Here is an 18831-nt window from a genome sequence, read left to right on the forward strand (position 1 = left end):
AAGCATTAAATAGCCATCATTGCGCAAGGCTCTATCAAGCGCTTCCTGGATCTGCACACCCCTGCAGGCCACACATTGGTGCACTCGATTGGGTGGGCTGAATCGAAATTGCGACTCTTTGTCTCAGCCACTCAACGAAGGCTTCTGGCTTGCCCAACCAGGGGCTGATATCGAGCAATTGCAGCTGCCCATTCTGCTCCAGGGCCAGCGTGGGGAAGCCCTGGCCGCCGACTTTTGCCAGCCATTGGCGGCTGTCATTGATGTGCGCTTGAGTTGCTGCGCCAAGGATTTCACTGAAAGCGGCGGTGAAGGCTTGGGGATCCAAACCGATGGATTCGGCCAGGGTCAGCAGCACGTCCTTATCGGCAATTCGGCGACCTTCGACGTAGTGCGCCGTTTGCAGACGCGCCAATAATTCCAGCCCGCGACCGGCAATTTTTTCTGCCGCCAGCACGGCGCTGGTCGGCGGGGCTGAATCGAACACCGCACCGTGGTCCCGCAACAAACCTTCGAAATACGCCTCGCCAAACGGTTGCCCGGTGTACTCGGCGATGCGCCGGTCGTGGGGCATTACGTAGTCACGCAACTGCGGCGATACGGATTGGCGATTCGCGCCGGTCATCATGCCGCCGCCATGCAACTGGATCGGTAACACGCTCCGGGCGGCGCTCAGCAGCGGCTCGGCGCCGTAACACCAACCGCACAGCGGGTCGTAAATGTAGTGAAGTGTGGCTGCCGACATGACGGGCTCCGATGGATGTTGATGACCGGCAGATTAGTCTCACGCACAATTGGGAAAAACCCCGGATCGTCTTTCAGACTGTTTCGAGAATCGGTCGAATACCCTTGAAAAACATACGCCGTAACATTTTTCAGAAAGGTCCGCCCAGGAATAGATAACCTGCGCAAATAGTAAGCATTACCATTAACGCTCTTTTATTCTGCCAACCTTTTTGGATACACACCCCGATGCCTGCCCTTCGCCTGACGCCCATGACCCTTGGGCTCTCTGTCCTGCTGTCTGCCGGATTTACCTGCGCTGCCACTGTCCTGCCGGAAACCTCCGTGAGCGCCGAAGCTGACGAGGACGACCCGCGCGTCAAGGAAACCAGCACCGCCACCCGCACCGCCACACCCGTGCGTTATGTGCCCCAGGCCATCGACTCGGTAAAAACCGACAACCTGCGTTCCTACGGCACCAATGACCTGGGCCAGGCCTTGAGCGGTATACCCAACGTCAGCAGCGGCGCCGACACACGGTTCGACAGCCTGCGCATCCGCGGCTTCGACGCCAGCAACGACTTCTACCTGGACGGCGTTCGCGACGACAGCCAATACGTGCGCGACCTGCACAACATCGAACGCATCGAAGTACTCAAGGGCCCGGCAGCCGTGTTGTACGGCCGCGGCGGCCAAGGTGGCATCGTCAACCGGGTGAGCAAGCTGCCCCAGGCCGGTCGCGCCTCCAGCATCGAGGCCCAGGGCGGAAGCAATGATTTGCGCAGCCTGTACGCCGACCTCAGCACCGACCCCACCGACACCATCAGCCTGCGCCTGAACATGGGCAACCAGGACAACAACAGTTTCCGCGACGGCGTCAGCGGCAATCGCCAACTGTTTGCGCCGTCCATGAGCTGGCAACTGAGCCCCGACCTGAACTGGCTGGTGCAGTACGAATACAGCCGCTACAACCGCACGCCGGACCGGGGCATTCCCGGGGTCAATGGGCGGCCGGCAGATGTCAGCCGCGGCACCACTTATGGTGACAAGCGCGATTACATCGACGACACGTCACAATCCCTGCGTTCGCGGCTTGCCTATGAGCTGAACGACAGTTGGCAACTGCGCCATACGTTGGGCGTGTTCACCCTAGACAGCGACTTCGATAACACTTACGCCGTCAGCTACGACCCAAAAACCGGCAAGGTCGGGCGCCAGCGCTGGCAGCAGGACTTGACCACCCGCAACATCCTCAACAACGTCGAACTGGAAGGCGGCTTCACCACCTTCGGCCTGGAGCATCGCTTGCTCACCGGAGTGGAATTGGGCAACCAGCGCCGTGACCCGAAACTCTATCGAGCGCCGCTCGCCGCTGTGCCGAGCGTGGATGTGTACAACCCCAACCCGGACCTGCGCCACTACGGTCGCCTGCCGACATTCAGCAGCAGTCACACCGAAGCGCAAAGCCAGGGCCTGTATGTGCAGGACCAACTGCGCCTGAACGATCAATGGCAACTGCTCGCCGGCTTGCGCTATGACCGCTTTGATGTGGAGTCCACCAACAAGCTGACCAACGCCTCGGAACAGGTCGTGAGCCACAGCACCAGCCCGCGCGTGGGCCTGGTCTGGACGCCGCTGGAACACCATTCGTTCTATGCCTCGTGGAGCAAGACGTTCTCGCCGACCGGCGGCGGCCTGATCGGCATCACGCCCAATGCCACGGGCAACGCCAACGACCTGAGCCCGGAGCTGACCAAACAGAAGGAAATCGGGGTCAAGAGCGACTGGCTCGACGACCGCCTGAGCACCACCCTGGCGGTGTATGAACTGGAGCTCTACAACCGCCGCACCCGCGACCCGCTGGACCCGACCATCACCCTGCTCAGCGGCGAGCAGCGTTCCCGTGGCGTGGAGTTGACCGCTACCGGCAAGGTCGTCGGCAACTGGTACGTGCGCGGTGGCGTCGGCCTGCAGGACGCCACGGTGGTGAAAGACAACAATGGCTTTGAAGGCAAGCGCATCAGCGACGTGGCCAAGCGCAACGCGAGCCTGTTCGTCACCTGGAAACCGGAGATGGGCTGGTACGCGGAAACCGGGCTGACGCTGGTGGGTGAGCGTTATGCGGATAACGCCAACACGGTGGCGTTGCCGGGTTATGGGCGCTGGGACGCACTGGCCGGGTTTCGGCAGAAGGAATGGGATGTGCGGGCGGCGCTGAACAATATCAGCGACAAGACGTACTACGCGTCAGCGACGAGTGCAGCGCAGATTCAGTTCGGCGACCCGCGCAGCCTGGTGGTGACTGGCACCTATAGCTTCTAACAGGCTTGCGTGGCGAGGGAGCTTGCTCCCGCTGGGGTGCGAAGCGCCCCCAAAATAGGCGACTGTGTTTTTTCAGATAGAACTCGATGATCTGTTTTGGGGCTGCTGCGCAGCCCAGCGGGAGCAAGCTCCCTCACCACAAGGTCCAGTGCAACATTGAAAACAACCGTCAGCCTTGCATCAATTCACACAACGCCTGCACCTCGTCCTCGCTGAACAGTCCCGCCGGGTACCGTTCGCTCATCACCCGGCGCGGGTCGGGCGTCCTGATCTGCCGCGAACCGTTTGCCTTCAACCAGAGCGCCAGCGCGTGGATCGCGTCACCGTTCACCCGCAAAGGGTGGAACGTGCGCGTGTACATCAGGTTGATATCGGCATTCATTTCAGCGCTCTCTCCGACGGCATGAGCGGCTAACTTACTCAAGGTTTATGACAGAACCGCTTAGTCATACACCGTGCTGTGTGTCGCAACAGCGATACAAGAGCTATGCCAATGTGCCCGGTTTGTCGGCACTTGCACACAAAAAAGCCCGCGAACCTGACGGGCCGCGGGCTTGCTGTAAGCGCGCAAAACATGGCGCACTCGATTGCCGTTAAACCCGGCACCAGGCTGTTACAAGTGCACTCAGTTTTTGTGCGGGGCCGGCTGTTGCTGGGTCAGACAGTGGATGTTGCCACCCCCCAGTAACAGTTCGCGGCCAGGCACCATCACCACTTCATGCTGCGGGAACAGGCTCTGCAGAATCTCCTTGGCGCGGCTGTCCAGCGGGTCGTCGAAGCTCGGCGCGATGATGCCACCGTTGACGATCAGGAAGTTGACGTAGGAACCGGCCAACCGCACGGTGGGATTGCGCTCCTGGGTGCCGTCTACCGGGTCCACGCCTGCGCATTCTTCCTCGGTGGCGTACAGCGGCCCCGGGATCGGCATTTTATGCACTGTGAACGAGCGGCCCTGGGCGTCGGTGCTGCTTTGCAGTACTTCCATGGCGGCATGGCAGCGCGCATAGTTCGGGTCTTGCGGGTCGTCGGTCCAGGCCAGCAACACTTCGCCTGGGCGTACGTAGCAGCAGAAGTTATCCACATGCCCATCGGTTTCGTCGTTGAACAGGCCATCCGGCAGCCAGATGATCTTATCCACCGCCAGGTTGGCGCTGAGCACCGCTTCGATTTCCTCACGCTGCAGGTGCGGGTTGCGGTTGCGGTTAAGCAGGCATTCTTCAGTGGTGATCAGGGTGCCTTCGCCGTCGACGTGGATCGAACCGCCTTCCAGCACAAACCCTTCGGTGCGATAACGCGGGCTGCGCTCGATCTCGAGGATCTTGCCGCCCACCTGGGAGTCGCGGTTCCACGGCGAGTACAAGCCGCCATCAAAACCGCCCCAGGCGTTGAAGTCCCAGTTCACACCGCGCACTTCACCGCTGTTGTTGATCACGAAGGTCGGCCCGGTATCGCGGACCCAGGCGTCATCGCTGGACATTTCCACCAGGCGAATATTCGGCACGTCCAGGCGCGCCCGGGCGTTTTCGTACTGGCCGGCCGAGACCGCCACGGTCACCGGTTCAAAACGTGCGATGGCCTTGGCCACCGCCACATGGGCGGCCTGCGCCGGCTTGCCGCCCAGGCGCCAGTTGTCCGGGCGTTCGGGCCAGATCATCCAGATCTGGGTCTGTGGCGCCCATTCGGCAGGCATGTAGAAGCCGTCGGCGCGGGGGGTGCTGTGCAAAGTGGTCATGGCGATTCAGGACTCCAGGGAACCGTCGAGGGTTTTAAGCGCACCATACAGGTTCGGACGGCGGTCGCGGAACGAACCCCAGGCGCTGCGAATGTGTTCAAGTTCATCGAGATCGAAGCGGTGCACCAGGATGCCTTCTTCGGTTTCGTTGAGTTCTTCTACTTTCTCGCCGAACTGATTGGCAATGAAGGACGAGCCGTAGAAGGTGATGTCGTAGCCGTCTTGCTCCTCGTTACCGATGCGGTTGCTGGCGATCAGCGGCATCAGGTTGGCGCCGGCATGGCCTTGCTGTACCCGCTGCCAGTGGTCACGGGACGAAATTGTCTTGTCGTGGGGCTCGCTGCCGATGGCGGTCGGGTAGAACAGGATTTGCGCGCCTTGCAGCGCCATGCTGCGGGCGGCTTCCGGGAACCACTGGTCCCAGCAGATGCCCACGCCGATCTTCGCATAGCGGGTGTTCCACACCTTGAAGCCGGTGTCGCCGGGGTTGAAGTAATACTTTTCATGGTAGCCCGGGCCGTCCGGGATGTGGCTTTTCCGATAAATCCCGAGGTTGGAGCCGTCAGCGTCGATGATCGCAATGCTGTTGAAACGCGCGCGGCCGGCCAGTTCATAGAAACTGATGGGCAACACCACCTGCAGTTCCCGGGCGACCTTCTGGAAGTGCTTGATCGCGACGTTATCTTCAACCGTGGTCGCCAGTTGCAGGTAGTCCGGGTTCGGCTTCTGGCAGAAGTACGGGGCCTCGAACAGCTCCTGGATCAGGATGATCTGCGCGCCCTTGGCGGCGGCCTCACGCACCAGCCTTTCAGCGGTTTCGAGATTGGCATCAAGGTCCCAGGAACAGGCCATCTGGGTCGCGGCAACGGTAACGATACGGCTCATGAATCATCTCCTCGGCGGCGGGCAAGTGGACGCCTTTATAGCGGATAAAAATCGGCTTTTGAAGCTAATAAATATCCGCTCATCGAAAAATGATCAAATTTTACCGATAACAATCGAGTTTATTGTTACAAGCCTTCCTCCAGAACCTTCGCCAGCATGTCGACGAAGAAATCCACACTGTGCCGTGAGGTGACCATCGGCGGCTTGATCTTGAGGATGTTCAGGTAGTCGCCGGTGGGCTGCATGAAGATCCCCAGCTCCCGCAGCCGGTCACACAGCAGCGCAGTCTCTTCGGTGGCCGGTTCCAGGGTCTGTCGATCGCGGACCAATTCCAGCCCCAGGTAAAACCCGGAACCATGCACTGCGCCCACCAATGGATACTGCTCGACCAGCGCCTCCAACCGCGCCTTGAAGTGTCCGCCCACCTCCTGGGCGTTTTCCCACAGCTTTTCTTCCTCCATCACATCCAGCACCGCCATGCCGATCCGGCAACTCACCGGGCTGCCTCCCGATGAGGAGAAGAAGTAACCTTCGGCCTCCAGCGCCTCGGCGATTTCCCGGCGGGTGATTACCGCGCCCAACGGCTGGCCATTGCCCATGCCCTTGGCCATGGTGATGATGTCCGGCACTACGCCCTGCTCTTCAAAGCCCCAGAAGAAATGCCCCATGCGGCCGTAACCCACCTGCACTTCGTCGGCGATGCACACGCCGCCCTGCTCACGAACCAGCGCGTACACCTGCTGCAAATATCCCGGCGGCAAAGAAATCCCGCCGGCATTGCCGTACACCGGCTCGCAAATGAAACCCGCCAGCTGGCGATTCTGCGCGGCGATTTTCGCCAGGTTGTGTTCCACGCTGCGTACGTAGTCGGGGGCGCTGTCCTGCCCGCGAAACTCGCCGCGATAGGTATTCGGCGCGGTCACCGGGTGCACCCAGTCCGGGCGGCTGCTCAAGGCCTGGGGGTTGTCGGCAATCGAGGTCGACACCGCATCCGCCGCCACCGACCAGCCGTGGTACGCCTCCAGCACGCTGAGCATGTCGCGCCCGCCGCTGTAGGCCCAGGCCAGGCGAATCGCCAGGTCGTTGGCCTCGGTGCCGCTGTTGACCAGAAACACCCGGTCCATGGAGTCCGGCGCCAGCGCCAGCAAACGCTCGGAGAATTCGGCAATCGCCGCATAGTGGAAGCGCGAGTTGGTGTTGAGCAGCGACCATTGCCGCGCCGCCACCTCGGCCATGCGCGGATGACCGTGGCCGAGGACGGCGACGTTGTTGAGCATGTCGAGGTAGGAACGGCCCTGCATGTCGATCAAATGGTTGCGCCAGCCGCGCTCGATGCGCGGCGGGTCGACGTAATAGTGCTTCTGCGAGCGGGCGAAGCTGGCGTCCCGACGCGCCAGCAGGGCTTCGGGGTCCAGCTCCGGCTCGGCGTCGCAGGCCAGCCCCAGCAAGGTGGCCGGGGATGGGCAGAGCGTTTGCCATGCCGCCGCCCGGGAAGGCGTGCAGAACAGCGGTGGCTCAAGCTCGGCGCGGCACAGTTGTACTGTCAGCGGCGCGACCACGTCGCCGATTACCTGGCCTTTTACCACTGCGGCGCCGTGCTTCAACAAGGCGTTCACGCCCCACAACCGAACACTCAACTGGGCGCTATGCAGGCTCAGCAGGCCGTCGGCGCCATAGCGCAAGGTGCCGGCGAACGGTGCTTCCACCGTGGCGCCCAAGGGCATGTGCAGTTCTACGTGAAGCGCGAAGGTGTCGGGCTCGACGGCACTGTCGGGTTGGGTGCGGGACAGACGATATTGACCATAACGACTGGCTGCCAGGCCATGGACCGCGGCCGCTTGTTCCAGCAATCGGCGATCAATGCCCTCCTGCTCCCAGTTACCGGCCTCGAAATGCGGGCTGAGCACGCCCAGATCGATCAACGCGAATTCACGCCCAACGAGCCCCGGCAACAAAGGCGCGAAGCCTTCACCGACAATCGGCGGCAATTCGGCACCGACGCAGTTCAGGATCGCCGCCTCCATCAATTCAAAGGGCACCGAGGTGGCTACGTGGAAAATTTCCCACTCATGCTCGGCATTCTTCAACAGGTACGCGTTATCCGGGTCCAGGCGTTGCTGCTGTTCACTGCTCAGCACCAACACCGCGGCCCGCGCGACGATCAGCGGCCATAGCACCTGCAACTCTTCGCGCTGCAACGGCGTGATCCGGTGGCACGCCTGGATCGCCGGCAGGATCGCGAACGGATCACCCTCGGCATGATGCAGCAGCGCCGCGCAGGTCACCGACAGGTCGGCAATGCGCCAGGTGCGCACCAGGTCGCCAAAATCGATCACGCCTTCAATCTGCCAATGCCGCTGGGCATCGCGCTGCCAGACCACGTTGTCATCGGTGATGTCCATGTGCACGGCTTGCCAGGGCAAGCGGTCGGCCAACGGCCGCAGACGCTGCCCGACCTGCTCCACCACGCGCTCCAGCCCGGCCCGATGCGGGAGGTTTTCGAGGGTCGACAGCAAATGAGTGATCAGCTCAAGGGCATGGCGTGGGTCCCATTGCAGGGTACGTTCCAGGCCCGGATGCTCGAAGTCGGCCAGCGCCTGGCTCATCCGCCCGCAGAGTTCGCCGAAGCCTGCGATCACCTCGCGCCCCAGATGGGGCAGATGGGTCAGCGGCTGGCCGTCGATGTAGTCCAGCAACCGCAGGTGCACGGTTTGCCCGGCGACGGTCTCGGTCAGCAGTTCTTCGCCAGCAAGCGACGAGATCACCTTGGGCACCCGTACATCCGAATGTTCCTGCAGATGCTTGAGGGCCGCGTGCTGGGCCTGCAACTCGACGGCGGCGTAGTCGCCCCGGCAGATTTTCAGCACAAAGCGGCCACGCTCGCTGTCGAGACGGTAGTTGAGGTCTTGCTGGCTGCCGAGGGACTGCAACGCCCCACCCAGGCCGTAATGCTGCTCAAGTAGCTGCGTCGCAGGCACAGGCCCGACTTGCGGGCATGGCAGGCTGGCGCGATGAATCAACGTGGCGAGCAACATGTGAAGACCCCTGGCTTTTTTATCAGGCGCTTATATCGCCATTGTTGACGGGGGTTACGCAACCCCCAGTCCCGCGCAGTGCCGTCAATCTGACTGTGGCCCCTTGCACCACCTGGCTCCACAACTCAAGCTATGCTCCATTCGCTTAATGTCTGTCTAAGGAAAAGGGCCTCCGACATGCGCATTCTCATCACCGGCGGCGCCGGATTCATCGGCTCCGCTCTGATCCGGCACCTGATTCAACACACCAAGCACGAAGTGCTCAACCTGGACAAATTGACCTACGCCGGCAATCTTGAGTCGCTGGCCAGCATCGCGAGCAACAGCCGCTACGAGTTCGTCCAGGCCGATATCATCGACCAGGCCACCGTCAGCGCCGTACTGGCGCGCTTTGAGCCCCACGCGATCATGCACCTGGCGGCCGAGTCTCATGTGGACCGTTCCATCGACGGCCCGTCGGATTTTATCCAGACCAATATCGTCGGCACCTACAGCCTGCTGGAGGCCGCACGCGGTTATTGGCAGAAGCTGGAAGAACCGGCCAAGAGTGCCTTCCGCTTCCACCACATCTCCACCGATGAAGTGTATGGCGACCTGCACGGCGTCGATGACCTGTTCACCGAAACCACGCCCTACGCCCCAAGCTCGCCGTACTCGGCCAGCAAGGCCGCGTCCGATCACCTGGTACGCGCCTGGCAGCGCACTTACGGCCTGCCGGTGCTGTTGACCAATTGCTCGAACAACTACGGGCCGTTCCACTTTCCCGAGAAGCTGATTCCGCTGGTGATCCTCAACGCCCTCGCAGGTAAACCATTGCCGGTGTACGGCGACGGCCTGCAAGTGCGCGACTGGCTGTTCGTCGAAGACCACGCCCGCGCGCTGTTCAAAGTGGTGACTGAAGGTGTGGTAGGCGAGACCTACAACATCGGCGGCCATAACGAGCAGAAGAATATCGACGTAGTGCGCAGCATCTGCGGCCTGCTGGAAGAACTGGCACCACAACGCCCGGCGGGCGTGGAGAAATTCACTGACCTGATCACTTTCGTCAAGGATCGCCCGGGCCACGACCAGCGCTATGCGATCGACGCCAGCAAGATCGAACGCGAGCTGGGCTGGGTTCCGCAGGAAACCTTTGAAACCGGCCTGCGCAAAACCGTGCAGTGGTACCTCGATAACCTGGAATGGTGCCGCAGGGTCCAGGACGGCAGTTATCAAGGCGAACGACTGGGCAACACCGACTTTAAGGATCTGATCGCATGATGAAGGGAATCGTACTGGCCGGTGGCTCCGGCACGCGTTTGCACCCCATTACCCTGGGCGTTTCCAAGCAACTGTTGCCGGTGTATGACAAGCCGATGATCTACTACCCGATCTCGGTGCTGATGCTGGCCGGGATCAAGGAAATCCTGGTGATCTCCACCCCGGTAGACCTGCCGCAATACCGCAACCTGTTGGGCGATGGCAGCCAGTTTGGCGTGCGGTTCACTTATGCGGAGCAGCCGTCCCCGGACGGCCTGGCCCAGGCGTTCTTGATTGGCGAAGAGTTTATCGGCGATGACCCGGTATGCCTGATCCTGGGCGACAACATCTTCCACGGCCAGCACTTCGGCGAACAACTGCGCACTGCTGCCGAACGCCCATCTGGCGCCACGGTATTCGGTTACTGGGTCAAGGACCCGGAGCGTTTCGGCGTGATCGACTTCGACAGCCAGGGCCGCGCGCTGTCCATCGAGGAAAAACCAGCCAAGCCAAAGTCGAGCTACGCGGTGACCGGCCTGTATTTCTACGACAACGACGTGATCAGGATCGCCAAGGCAGTCAAGCCATCGCCACGGGGCGAGCTGGAGATCACCGACGTCAACAACGCCTACCTCAATCGTGGCGACCTGCACGTGGAGCGCTTCGGCCGTGGTTTCGCCTGGCTCGACACCGGCACCCACGACAGCCTGCTGGAGGCCTCGACGTATGTGCAGACCATCGAGCACCGCCAGGGTTTGAAAGTGGCGTGCCTGGAAGAAATCGCCTACGAGAACGGCTGGATCGACCGTGACCACTTGCTGGAGCGGGCCAAGTACTTCGGCAAGACCGGCTACGGCCAATACCTGTATTCACTGGCCGGGGAGCAAAAATGAAGGTCACCGACACGTCGTTGCCAGGCGTATTGATCATCGAACCGAAAGTGTTCGGTGACGAGCGCGGCTTTTTCTACGAAAGCTTCAACGCCCGCGCCTTCGAAGAGGCCACCGGGCTCAAGCGTGATTTCGTGCAGGACAACCACTCGCGCTCGCAAAAAGGCGTGCTGCGCGGCCTGCATTACCAGCTCGAACATACCCAGGGCAAACTGGTGCGCGTCATCGCCGGCGAAGTGCTGGATGTGGCCGTCGACATCCGCCGCAGCTCGCCCAACTTCGGACAATGGGTGGGCGTGCGGCTTAGCGCCGATAACCATCGCCAGTTGTGGGTACCGGAAGGTTTCGCCCACGGCTTTGTGGTGCTGAGCGACTACGCCGAGTTCCTCTACAAGACCACCGATTACTACCAGCCGAGCGCCGAGCGTTGCATCCTCTGGAACGACCCGACGCTGGCCATCGACTGGGAACTGACGGAGACGCCGCAACTGTCTGCCAAGGACCAGGCCGGGAAAAGCCTGCAAGAGGCCGACCTGTTCCCATGAAAATCCTTATCAGCGGCCAACATGGCCAAGTCTCCCGGGAGCTGCAACAGCGCCTCCAGGGCCTGGGCGAGTTGATCGTGCTGGGCCGCGATCAACTGGACCTGGCGCATCCCGAGCAGATCCGCGACCAGGTACGCGCCCATCGCCCGGGCCTGATCATCAACGCAGCCGCCCATACGGCCGTCGATCAAGCCGAGAGCGAGCCGGACGTGGCCTTCGCCATCAACGCCACCGCGCCCGGGATTTTCGCCGAGGAAGCCAAGGCACTGGGCATTCCGCTGATTCACTATTCCACCGACTACGTGTTCGACGGCAGCAAGGCCGCGCCCTACAACGAGGACGACGCAACCAACCCGCTGGGCGTCTATGGCGCAAGCAAGCTGGCGGGCGAACAGGCGATCGCGGCCGTCGGCGGTGAACACCTGATCCTGCGCACCAGCTGGGTCTACTCGACCCACGGCAAGAACTTCCTGCTGACCATGCAACGCCTGCTGCAGGAAAAACCGCAGATGCGCATCGTCGCCGACCAGATCGGCGCGCCAACCTGGGCCGGGACCATCGCCAACAGCACCCGTGCACTGATCGAGCGCTGGCAGGCGGGCCAGGCCGGGGATTGGGGTGTCTACCACCTGACGGCCCAGGGCGAGACGTCGTGGTTCGGCTTTGCCCAGGCCATCGGCGAGCAACTACGGGCCAACGGTCGTGCCTGCGCCGAGCTGGAAGCGATTCCCTCCAGCGCCTATCCAACGCCGGCCAGGCGCCCGCTGAACTCGCGCCTCGATTGCAGCCGCCTGCAACAGCAATGGCATGTCTCGCAACCGCAGTGGCATGACGCATTGCGCGAGTGTCTTGCCGAGCAGCACTAGGCATAATGCGCCTGTACCCACAGGCGCATGACTCCCATGACTCCACCCCTTCCGCGAAGACCCCGCTGGCGCAGCCTGGCATTGCTGGCGCTATGCCTGGCACCGCTGTTGTGGCCGCTGGAGCACCTGGCCGAGCGTTATTACCGCAACGAACTGGCCGGTCAGAACCGCCAGACGCTGGACCTGTACGTCGCCAACCTGCTGGGCACCCTGCATCGCTACGAAGTGTTGCCGCAAATCCTCGGTGACCTGCCGGCCCTGCGCACCGCCATCGACGCGCCTCACGTCAGCACCAACCTGGTCAACGCCAACCACCTGCTCAAGGACGTCGCCGCCCAGGCCGGGGTGGAAGTGATGTACCTGATGGACACCACCGGCAAGACCCTCGCCGCGTCCAACTGGGACAAGCAGGACAGCTTCGTCGGGCGTAATTTTTCCTTTCGCCCCTACTTCAGCGAAGCCATGGCCGGGCGCCTCGGGCGCTTCTTCGGCCTGGGCACCACCTCAGCCAAACGCGGTTACTTCTTCGCCGCCGCTGTGCGAGATGGTGACAAGATCATCGGCGTGCTGGTGGTAAAGGTCGACCTGGACCACACCGAAAGCCTGTGGGGCAACACCCCCGAACAACTGCTGGTCACCGACCACAACGGCGTGGTGATCCTGACCTCGCGCCCGCAATGGCGCTTCCGTGCCACCCGGCCGCTGACGGATGAAGAACGCCGCGCCATCATCGCCATCCAGCCCTATCCGACCCGCGACCCGCAGCCGCTGAGCCTCAGCCCGACGGCGTGGGTGCGCCAATCCACCGACATCGCCGAAACCGGCTGGAAAGTCGAGATTCTCGCGCCACGCACCTTGATCAGCCGCCCGGTGCGCACCGTGGTCGCGGTGGGTGGCGCCGCCTTGCTGGTGCTGATGCTGTTGCTCGGCCTGATGATGCAGCGCCGTCGTCACTACCTGGAACGCATCGCCTTCGAAGCCAAGGCCCGTCGCGAACTGGAGATGCGCGTGATCGAGCGGACCAGCGACCTGGAAGGCCTCAACCGGCGCCTGAAACAGGAAGTGCTGGAACGTGAACATGCCCAGCAGGAACTGGTGCGCGCCCAGGACGACCTGGTGCAGGCCGGCAAGTTGTCGGCGCTGGGCACCATGTCGGCGAGTATCAGCCATGAACTCAACCAGCCGTTGGCGGCGATTCGCAGCTACGCGGAAAACGCCGGGATTTTGCTCGACCATGAGCGCACCGACGACGCCCGTGGCAACCTCAAGCTGATCAGCGAGTTGACCGGGCGCATGGCCTCGATCATCGCTCACTTGCGCGCCTTCGCCCGGCGCGACCGGCATGCGCCGGAAAGCGTGGCCCTGCAACCGGCGCTGGACGATGCCCTGGCGCTGCTGGCCAAGCGGCGGCGGGCAATGGAAGTGGAACTGATCCGCGACCTGCCCGAGGCCACCTTGTGGGTGGCGGCCGGCGAAACCCGCCTGCGCCAGGTGCTGGGCAACCTGTTGGCCAACGCTCTGGACGCCCTGACCGAAAAAGGCCCGCCGCGCAAACTCTGGCTGAGTGCCCAAACCACCGAACAGGGCGTCAACCTGTACATTCGCGACAACGGCCCGGGTTTCTGCATGGAAGCCCTGGGCCGCGCCAGCGAGCCCTTCTACACCACCAAGACCCGCACCCAGGGCCTGGGGCTGGGCCTGGCGATCTGCGACACCCTGATGCGCGCCTTTGGCGGTGAACTGTTGTTCGCCAACCACAAGGAAGGCGGCGCACTGTTAACCTTGAAACTGCGCGCCGGAGCACCGGGTGTCAGTCTGCAACCGTCCGAGGACCGCAGTGTATGAGTATCGATAACCAGATTCAGGTGGTGTTGATCGACGATGATCCACACCTGCGTCAGGCCCTCTGCCAGACCCTGGACCTGGCCGGGCTGAAAGTCCTGACCCTCGGCGAAGCCCAGGGCCTGACCGCGCGCCTGTCCCGGGATTGGCCGGGGGTTGTGGTGAGCGACATCCGCATGCCCGGCATGGACGGCCTGGAACTGTTGAAGGAACTCCACGCCCAGGACCCGGAGCTGCCGGTACTGCTGATCACCGGCCACGGCGACGTGCCACTGGCGGTGCAGGCGATGCGCACCGGCGCCTATGACTTCCTGGAAAAACCCTTCGCCAGCGACGCCCTGCTCGACAGCGTGCGCCGCGCCCTGGCCCTGCGCCGCCTGGTGCTGGACAACCGCAGCCTGCGCCTGGCCCTGAGCGACCGTCAGCAATTGAGTACACGCCTGGTGGGCCACTCCCCGCAAATGCTGCGCCTGCGCGAGCAGATTGGCGCGCTGGCGGCGACCAAGGCTGATGTGCTGATCCTCGGTGAAACCGGTGCCGGCAAGGAAGTGGTAGCGCGTGCGCTGCACGATCTGTCGAACCGCCGCAGCGGCCCGTTTGTGGCGATCAACGCCGGCGCCCTGGCCGAGTCGGTGGTGGAAAGCGAGTTGTTCGGGCATGAGCCCGGGGCCTTTACCGGCGCCCAGAAGCGGCGCATCGGCAAATTCGAATTCGCCAACGGCGGCACGCTGTTTCTCGACGAAATCGAAAGCATGAGCCTGGATGTGCAGGTCAAGCTGCTGCGGCTGTTGCAGGAGCGTGTGGTGGAGCGTCTGGGGGGCAACCAGCTGATCCCGCTGGATATCCGCATCATCGCCGCCACCAAGGAAGACCTGCGCCAGTCCGCCGACCAGGGGCGCTTCCGGGCGGACTTGTATTACCGCCTCAACGTTGCGCCGCTGCGCATTCCACCGCTGCGCGAACGGGGTGAGGATGCGTTGATGCTGTTCCAGCACTTTGCCGACGAAGCCAGCACACGCCACGGGCTACCGATGAAAGAGCTGCAACCGGGCCAGCGCGCGCTGTTGTTGCGTCACAGCTGGCCGGGCAATGTGCGCGAGCTGCAAAACGCCGCCGAGCGTTTCGCCCTGGGCCTCGAACTGGCGCTGGACAGCACCCCGGACAGCCCCTCGCCGGGGATCCTCACCAGCACGCCCGGCGGCTTGAGCGAACAGGTCGAACAGTTTGAAAAAAGCCTGATCGCCGCCGAACTGGCGCGCACCCACAATTCCATGCGCAGCCTCGCCGAGGCATTGGGCGTGCCGCGTAAAACCCTGCACGACAAACTGCGCAAGCACGGGCTGAACTTCGCCGACAGCGGCAACAGTCACGCCGACGACGAATGACCCTTTTCCCCCTGCCACGAGGCCACCATGAGTCGCGATAGCCGTTACCTGGAATCGATCCTTCACCACGACATTCCCCTGACCCGGGAAATGGGCCTCAAGGTTATCGACTGGCAGGACCGGCAGCTGCAACTGCGCTTGCCGCTCGACGCCAACATCAACCACAAGAGCACCATGTTTGGCGGCAGCCTGTATTGCGGCGCCGTGCTGGCAGGTTGGGGCTGGCTGCATTTGCAGTTGCGTGAGGAAGGGATTGAAGACGGGCATATCGTGATTCAGGAAGGGCAGATCAGTTATCCGCTGCCGGTGACCACCGATGCGACGGCGATTTGCCAGGCACCTGATGACAAGGTGTGGAAGCGATTCGTCGCCACCTACAAGCGTTATGGCCGGGCGCGCTTGGCGCTGGAGACGTGGATCGTCAATGAGGGCAGTGAAGAGCGGGCCGTGGCCTTTACCGGGCAGTACGTCCTGCACACATAACAAATGTGGGAGCGGGCTTGCTCGCGAAAGCGGTGGATCAGCCAATACATCTGGTGACTGACACACTGCCTTCGCGAGCAAGCCCGCTCCCACATTTTTGATCGGCGCTGTGCTTAAGACCGGGCCAGGGTCAGCAACCGCTCACGCCATTCAGCCTTGGCCGGCAGTGCCAAAAAGAACGGATTCAACAGCGATTCCCGCGCCGGGTAACTGAACGGCTGCCCATTCAATTCCAGCACTTCACCGCCCGCTCCTTCCAGCACACCCTGTGCCGCAGCGGTGTCCCACTGCGAGGTGGGCGCCAGGCGCGGGTAGCAATCGGCGCTGCCCTCAGCCAACAGGCAAAACTTCAAAGAACTGCCGATATTGGCCAGCTTCAACTCGCCCAATCCGGCACTCAAGCCAGCGAGCAAGCGATCCTGTTCAGGGCTCGTATGGCGACGACTGGCAACCACAGTAAATGCTTCACCGCTCGCCGGGGTCTGGCGCACCTGGATTTGCTTGGGCGCAGCACCTACATCGGAACGCCAGGCACCCAGCCCGGCACCCCCGAAGTAGCACCGACCACTGGTAGGCATCGACACCACACCGAACACCACGCGGCCCTTTTCGATCAGCGCGATGTTGACGGTGAACTCCTCGCTGCCGGAGATGAATTCCTTGGTGCCATCCAGCGGGTCCACCAGCCACCAGCGCTGCCAACCGGCACGCACGCTCTGGTCAATGTCCGCGTCTTCCTCCGAGAGCACCGGAATGCTCGGGTCCAACGCAGTCAGCCCGGCGAGGATCAAGTGATGGGCAGCCAAGTCGGCGGCAGTGACCGGTGAATCATCGGTCTTGGTGGTGACGGCAACATCGGCGCGCCAATACGGCAGGATGACCTCGCCAGCCTGGCGGGCCAATTCGATCGCGGGGGCAATAAACGGGTGACCCAGGAACAGTTCGCTCATGGCTGGAACGCTCCACGTTGAGTCAACAGGTCGCGTACCAGGTACAGCGCGGCCAACGCGCGGCCCTCGCTGAACTGCTCGTTCTGCGCCAACTGCGAGAGCTCCCTCAGGTTGACCCGGTCGACGCGCATCGGCTCGGGCTCGTCGCCTTCCAGGCGCTCTTCATACAGTTCGGTGGCCAGCACCACCTGGATTTTCTGGCTCATGTAGCCGGGGGACAGCGACAGCTCGGTGATGTGCTCCAACTGGCGGGCGCCGAAACCGGCTTCTTCCTTGAGCTCACGGTCGGCTGCCGCCAACACGTCTTCGCCCGGTTCGATCAGGCCCTTGGGCAGTGACAGTTCATACTCGTCGGTGCCGCCGCAATATTCTTCGATCAGCAACGCATGGTCCGAGTCGATCATCGCCACGATCATCACCGCGCCATATCCGGCCCCCCTGCCCACCAGGCGCTCGTAGGTCCGCTCCACGCCATTGGAAAAGCGCAATTGCACTTCCTCCACGCGGAACAAACGGCTACTGGCGACTATTTCGCGGGCGAGGACGGTGGGTTTCTGGCGCATGAGCGGCTCCTTGGCGTGATCGGGTTACTATACCGTGGCTTTTCCGATTGTCTGTGTCGGATATCTTTTCTTACATGAGTGTTCTTTATGCCTCCATTGCCCTGGCACGCCATCGACACCGTCCTGCTGGACATGGACGGCACCTTGCTCGACCTGCACTTCGACAACCATTTCTGGATGGAGCACCTGCCCCAGCGCTATGCCGAGTTGCATGGTGTGAGCCGGGCCATGGCCGAGATGGAGCTGCAGCCGCTGTTCGAGCGTAACGCCGGACAGTTGCAATGGTATTGCCTGGATTTCTGGAGCGCCGAACTCAAGATCCCGGTGCGCGAGCTCAAGCTTGAAACCGCACACCTGATTGCCTTGCGCCCGGATGCCGACACCTTCCTGGCGGCGATCAAACAGGCGGGCAAGCGGGTGATCCTGATCACCAACGCCCATCGGGATTCGCTGTCGTTGAAGCTGGAACGCATCGAGTTGGCGCCTTATTTCGAGCGACTGATCAGCTCCCATGACTATGGTTTTGCCAAGGAAAACCCGCAGTTCTGGGACGCCCTGCACGCCGACATCGCCTTCGACCCGGCCCGCAGCCTGTTTATCGACGACACCTTGCCGATCCTGCGCAGCGCCCGGGATTTTGGCGTGGGGCACTTGCTGGCGGTGAAGGAACCGGACAGCCGGAAGGGGCCCAAGGACACGGCGGAGTTTGCGGCGGTTGGGGATTACCGGGACTTGATCGTAGGTTTGTAACAACACTGAAGGTCCAATGTGGGAGCGGGCTTGCTCGCGAATACGGTGTGTCAGCCACTGAATATATTGACTGATCCACCGCTTTCGCGAGCAAGCCCGCTCCCACATTGGGTCCGTGGATTACTCAGGAATACGCAGCGTCTGCCCTGGGTAGATTTTGTCCGGATGGGACAGCAGCGGCTTGTTGGCCTCGAAGATTTTGTTGTACTGGTTGGCGTTGCCATACACCGCCAGCGAAATAGCGCTCAGGGTGTCGCCCTTTTTCACCACGACAAAGCGGGCCGCCGCGACAGCAGGACCGGAAACAGTGATCTGGTCATCAACACTCGCAACGCCGGCGATGTTACCCAGCGCCAGCAATATCTTCTCTTTCTCTTCCTGGCTGGCGACTTCACCTGTCACGGTCACCTTGTCACCGTCGACGGTGGTTTGCACATTGGGGTTACCCAATCCAACCTTGGCCACGTGCTCTTTTAACTGCTCGCTCGCGTTGGCATTACCCGGTGTCAACAGGTCAATCAACTTCTCGCCTGCTTCCTTAACAAAGCTTAAAAGACTCATGGTGCGCTCTCCTTGGGATTTAATTTCCAGATGCCAAAGACTAGACCAGTCCTACAGAATTGG

At 62.1% G+C, this 18831-nt stretch carries 17 protein-coding genes; 9 read left to right on the forward strand and 8 right to left on the reverse strand.

Annotation, left to right across the window (positions count from 1 at the left end):
* Positions 1-34: 34 nt before the first annotated feature.
* Positions 35-742, reverse strand: coding sequence for a DsbA family protein (locus ACIOMR_RS14095; RefSeq protein WP_008435732.1), 708 nt, complete (start codon positions 740-742; stop codon positions 35-37).
* A gap of 227 nt (positions 743-969) precedes the next feature.
* Between ACIOMR_RS14095 and ACIOMR_RS14100 the strand changes: the two genes are divergently transcribed.
* Positions 970-3042: a TonB-dependent receptor gene (locus ACIOMR_RS14100; RefSeq protein WP_401194742.1), complete on the forward strand. Its 2073-nt coding sequence runs from the start codon at positions 970-972 to the stop codon at positions 3040-3042.
* A 169-nt stretch (positions 3043-3211) separates the two neighbouring features.
* Here the strand turns inward: ACIOMR_RS14100 and ACIOMR_RS14105 are convergent, their stop codons facing one another.
* From ACIOMR_RS14105 to ACIOMR_RS14120, 4 genes are all read right to left on the reverse strand, one after another.
* Entirely contained in the window at positions 3212-3424 is a 213-nt protein-coding gene (locus ACIOMR_RS14105) for a hypothetical protein (RefSeq protein WP_003213240.1), read from the reverse strand.
* A 243-nt stretch (positions 3425-3667) separates the two neighbouring features.
* Positions 3668-4774, reverse strand: a complete 1107-nt coding sequence (gene aguA, locus ACIOMR_RS14110; protein WP_401194745.1) for an agmatine deiminase — start codon at positions 4772-4774, stop codon at positions 3668-3670.
* Between the two features lie 6 nt (positions 4775-4780).
* A complete protein-coding gene (gene aguB / locus ACIOMR_RS14115; protein ID WP_177036533.1) occupies positions 4781-5659 on the reverse strand; it encodes an N-carbamoylputrescine amidase in 879 nt (292 codons plus the stop codon).
* Positions 5660-5784: 125 nt separating this feature from the next.
* Positions 5785-8694 carry an aminotransferase gene (locus tag ACIOMR_RS14120; protein ID WP_401194748.1) on the reverse strand — a complete coding sequence of 970 codons (2910 nt, stop codon included), beginning with the start codon at positions 8692-8694 and terminating at the stop codon, positions 5785-5787.
* Between the two features lie 177 nt (positions 8695-8871).
* On the opposite strand from ACIOMR_RS14120, the gene rfbB reads away from it, so the two are divergent.
* The 7 genes from rfbB to ACIOMR_RS14155 are packed head-to-tail and all read left to right on the forward strand — an operon-like array spanning position 8872 to position 15944.
* Positions 8872-9954 carry a dTDP-glucose 4,6-dehydratase gene (gene rfbB, locus ACIOMR_RS14125; RefSeq protein ID WP_177067104.1) on the forward strand — a complete coding sequence of 361 codons (1083 nt, stop codon included), beginning with the start codon at positions 8872-8874 and terminating at the stop codon, positions 9952-9954.
* Positions 9951-10826 carry a glucose-1-phosphate thymidylyltransferase RfbA gene (rfbA, locus tag ACIOMR_RS14130; protein ID WP_032899443.1) on the forward strand — a complete coding sequence of 292 codons (876 nt, stop codon included), beginning with the start codon at positions 9951-9953 and terminating at the stop codon, positions 10824-10826. Before rfbB ends, rfbA begins: the two co-directional genes overlap by 4 nt.
* Positions 10823-11368, forward strand: a complete 546-nt coding sequence (rfbC, locus tag ACIOMR_RS14135; RefSeq protein WP_008435750.1) for a dTDP-4-dehydrorhamnose 3,5-epimerase — start codon at positions 10823-10825, stop codon at positions 11366-11368. The genes rfbA and rfbC overlap by 4 nt, the downstream gene beginning before the upstream one ends.
* Positions 11365-12234, forward strand: coding sequence for a dTDP-4-dehydrorhamnose reductase (rfbD, locus tag ACIOMR_RS14140; RefSeq protein ID WP_177123060.1), 870 nt, complete (start codon positions 11365-11367; stop codon positions 12232-12234). The genes rfbC and rfbD overlap by 4 nt, the downstream gene beginning before the upstream one ends.
* A gap of 36 nt (positions 12235-12270) precedes the next feature.
* Positions 12271-14079 carry an ATP-binding protein gene (locus ACIOMR_RS14145; RefSeq protein ID WP_023659335.1) on the forward strand — a complete coding sequence of 603 codons (1809 nt, stop codon included), beginning with the start codon at positions 12271-12273 and terminating at the stop codon, positions 14077-14079.
* Positions 14076-15461: a sigma-54 dependent transcriptional regulator gene (locus ACIOMR_RS14150; RefSeq protein ID WP_003213224.1), complete on the forward strand. Its 1386-nt coding sequence runs from the start codon at positions 14076-14078 to the stop codon at positions 15459-15461. Before ACIOMR_RS14145 ends, ACIOMR_RS14150 begins: the two co-directional genes overlap by 4 nt.
* A gap of 27 nt (positions 15462-15488) precedes the next feature.
* The gene (locus ACIOMR_RS14155) at positions 15489-15944 is read left to right on the forward strand and encodes a YiiD C-terminal domain-containing protein (protein WP_003213222.1); all 456 of its coding nucleotides are present in this window, start codon (positions 15489-15491) and stop codon (positions 15942-15944) included.
* A gap of 113 nt (positions 15945-16057) precedes the next feature.
* On the opposite strand, the gene cysQ is transcribed toward ACIOMR_RS14155, so the two are convergent.
* Complete coding sequence (gene cysQ, locus ACIOMR_RS14160; RefSeq protein ID WP_003213220.1) at positions 16058-16894, reverse strand: 3'(2'),5'-bisphosphate nucleotidase CysQ; 837 nt, start codon at positions 16892-16894, stop codon at positions 16058-16060.
* Positions 16891-17457 carry an ADP compounds hydrolase NudE gene (gene nudE, locus ACIOMR_RS14165; RefSeq protein WP_003213218.1) on the reverse strand — a complete coding sequence of 189 codons (567 nt, stop codon included), beginning with the start codon at positions 17455-17457 and terminating at the stop codon, positions 16891-16893. Before nudE ends, cysQ begins: the two co-directional genes overlap by 4 nt.
* Before the next feature lie 87 nt (positions 17458-17544).
* On the opposite strand from nudE, the gene yrfG reads away from it, so the two are divergent.
* Positions 17545-18207 carry a GMP/IMP nucleotidase gene (gene yrfG / locus ACIOMR_RS14170; RefSeq protein ID WP_003213217.1) on the forward strand — a complete coding sequence of 221 codons (663 nt, stop codon included), beginning with the start codon at positions 17545-17547 and terminating at the stop codon, positions 18205-18207.
* 120 nt (positions 18208-18327) lie between these two features.
* Here yrfG and lysM read toward each other — a convergent pair whose 3' ends face one another.
* On the reverse strand, positions 18328-18768 hold the full coding sequence (gene lysM, locus ACIOMR_RS14175; protein WP_003213215.1) for a peptidoglycan-binding protein LysM: 441 nt from the start codon (positions 18766-18768) through the stop codon (positions 18328-18330).
* Positions 18769-18831 lie beyond the last annotated feature (63 nt).

Source organism: Pseudomonas sp. NPDC087814 (genome assembly GCF_044742865.1).
GTDB lineage: Bacteria > Pseudomonadota > Gammaproteobacteria > Pseudomonadales > Pseudomonadaceae > Aquipseudomonas.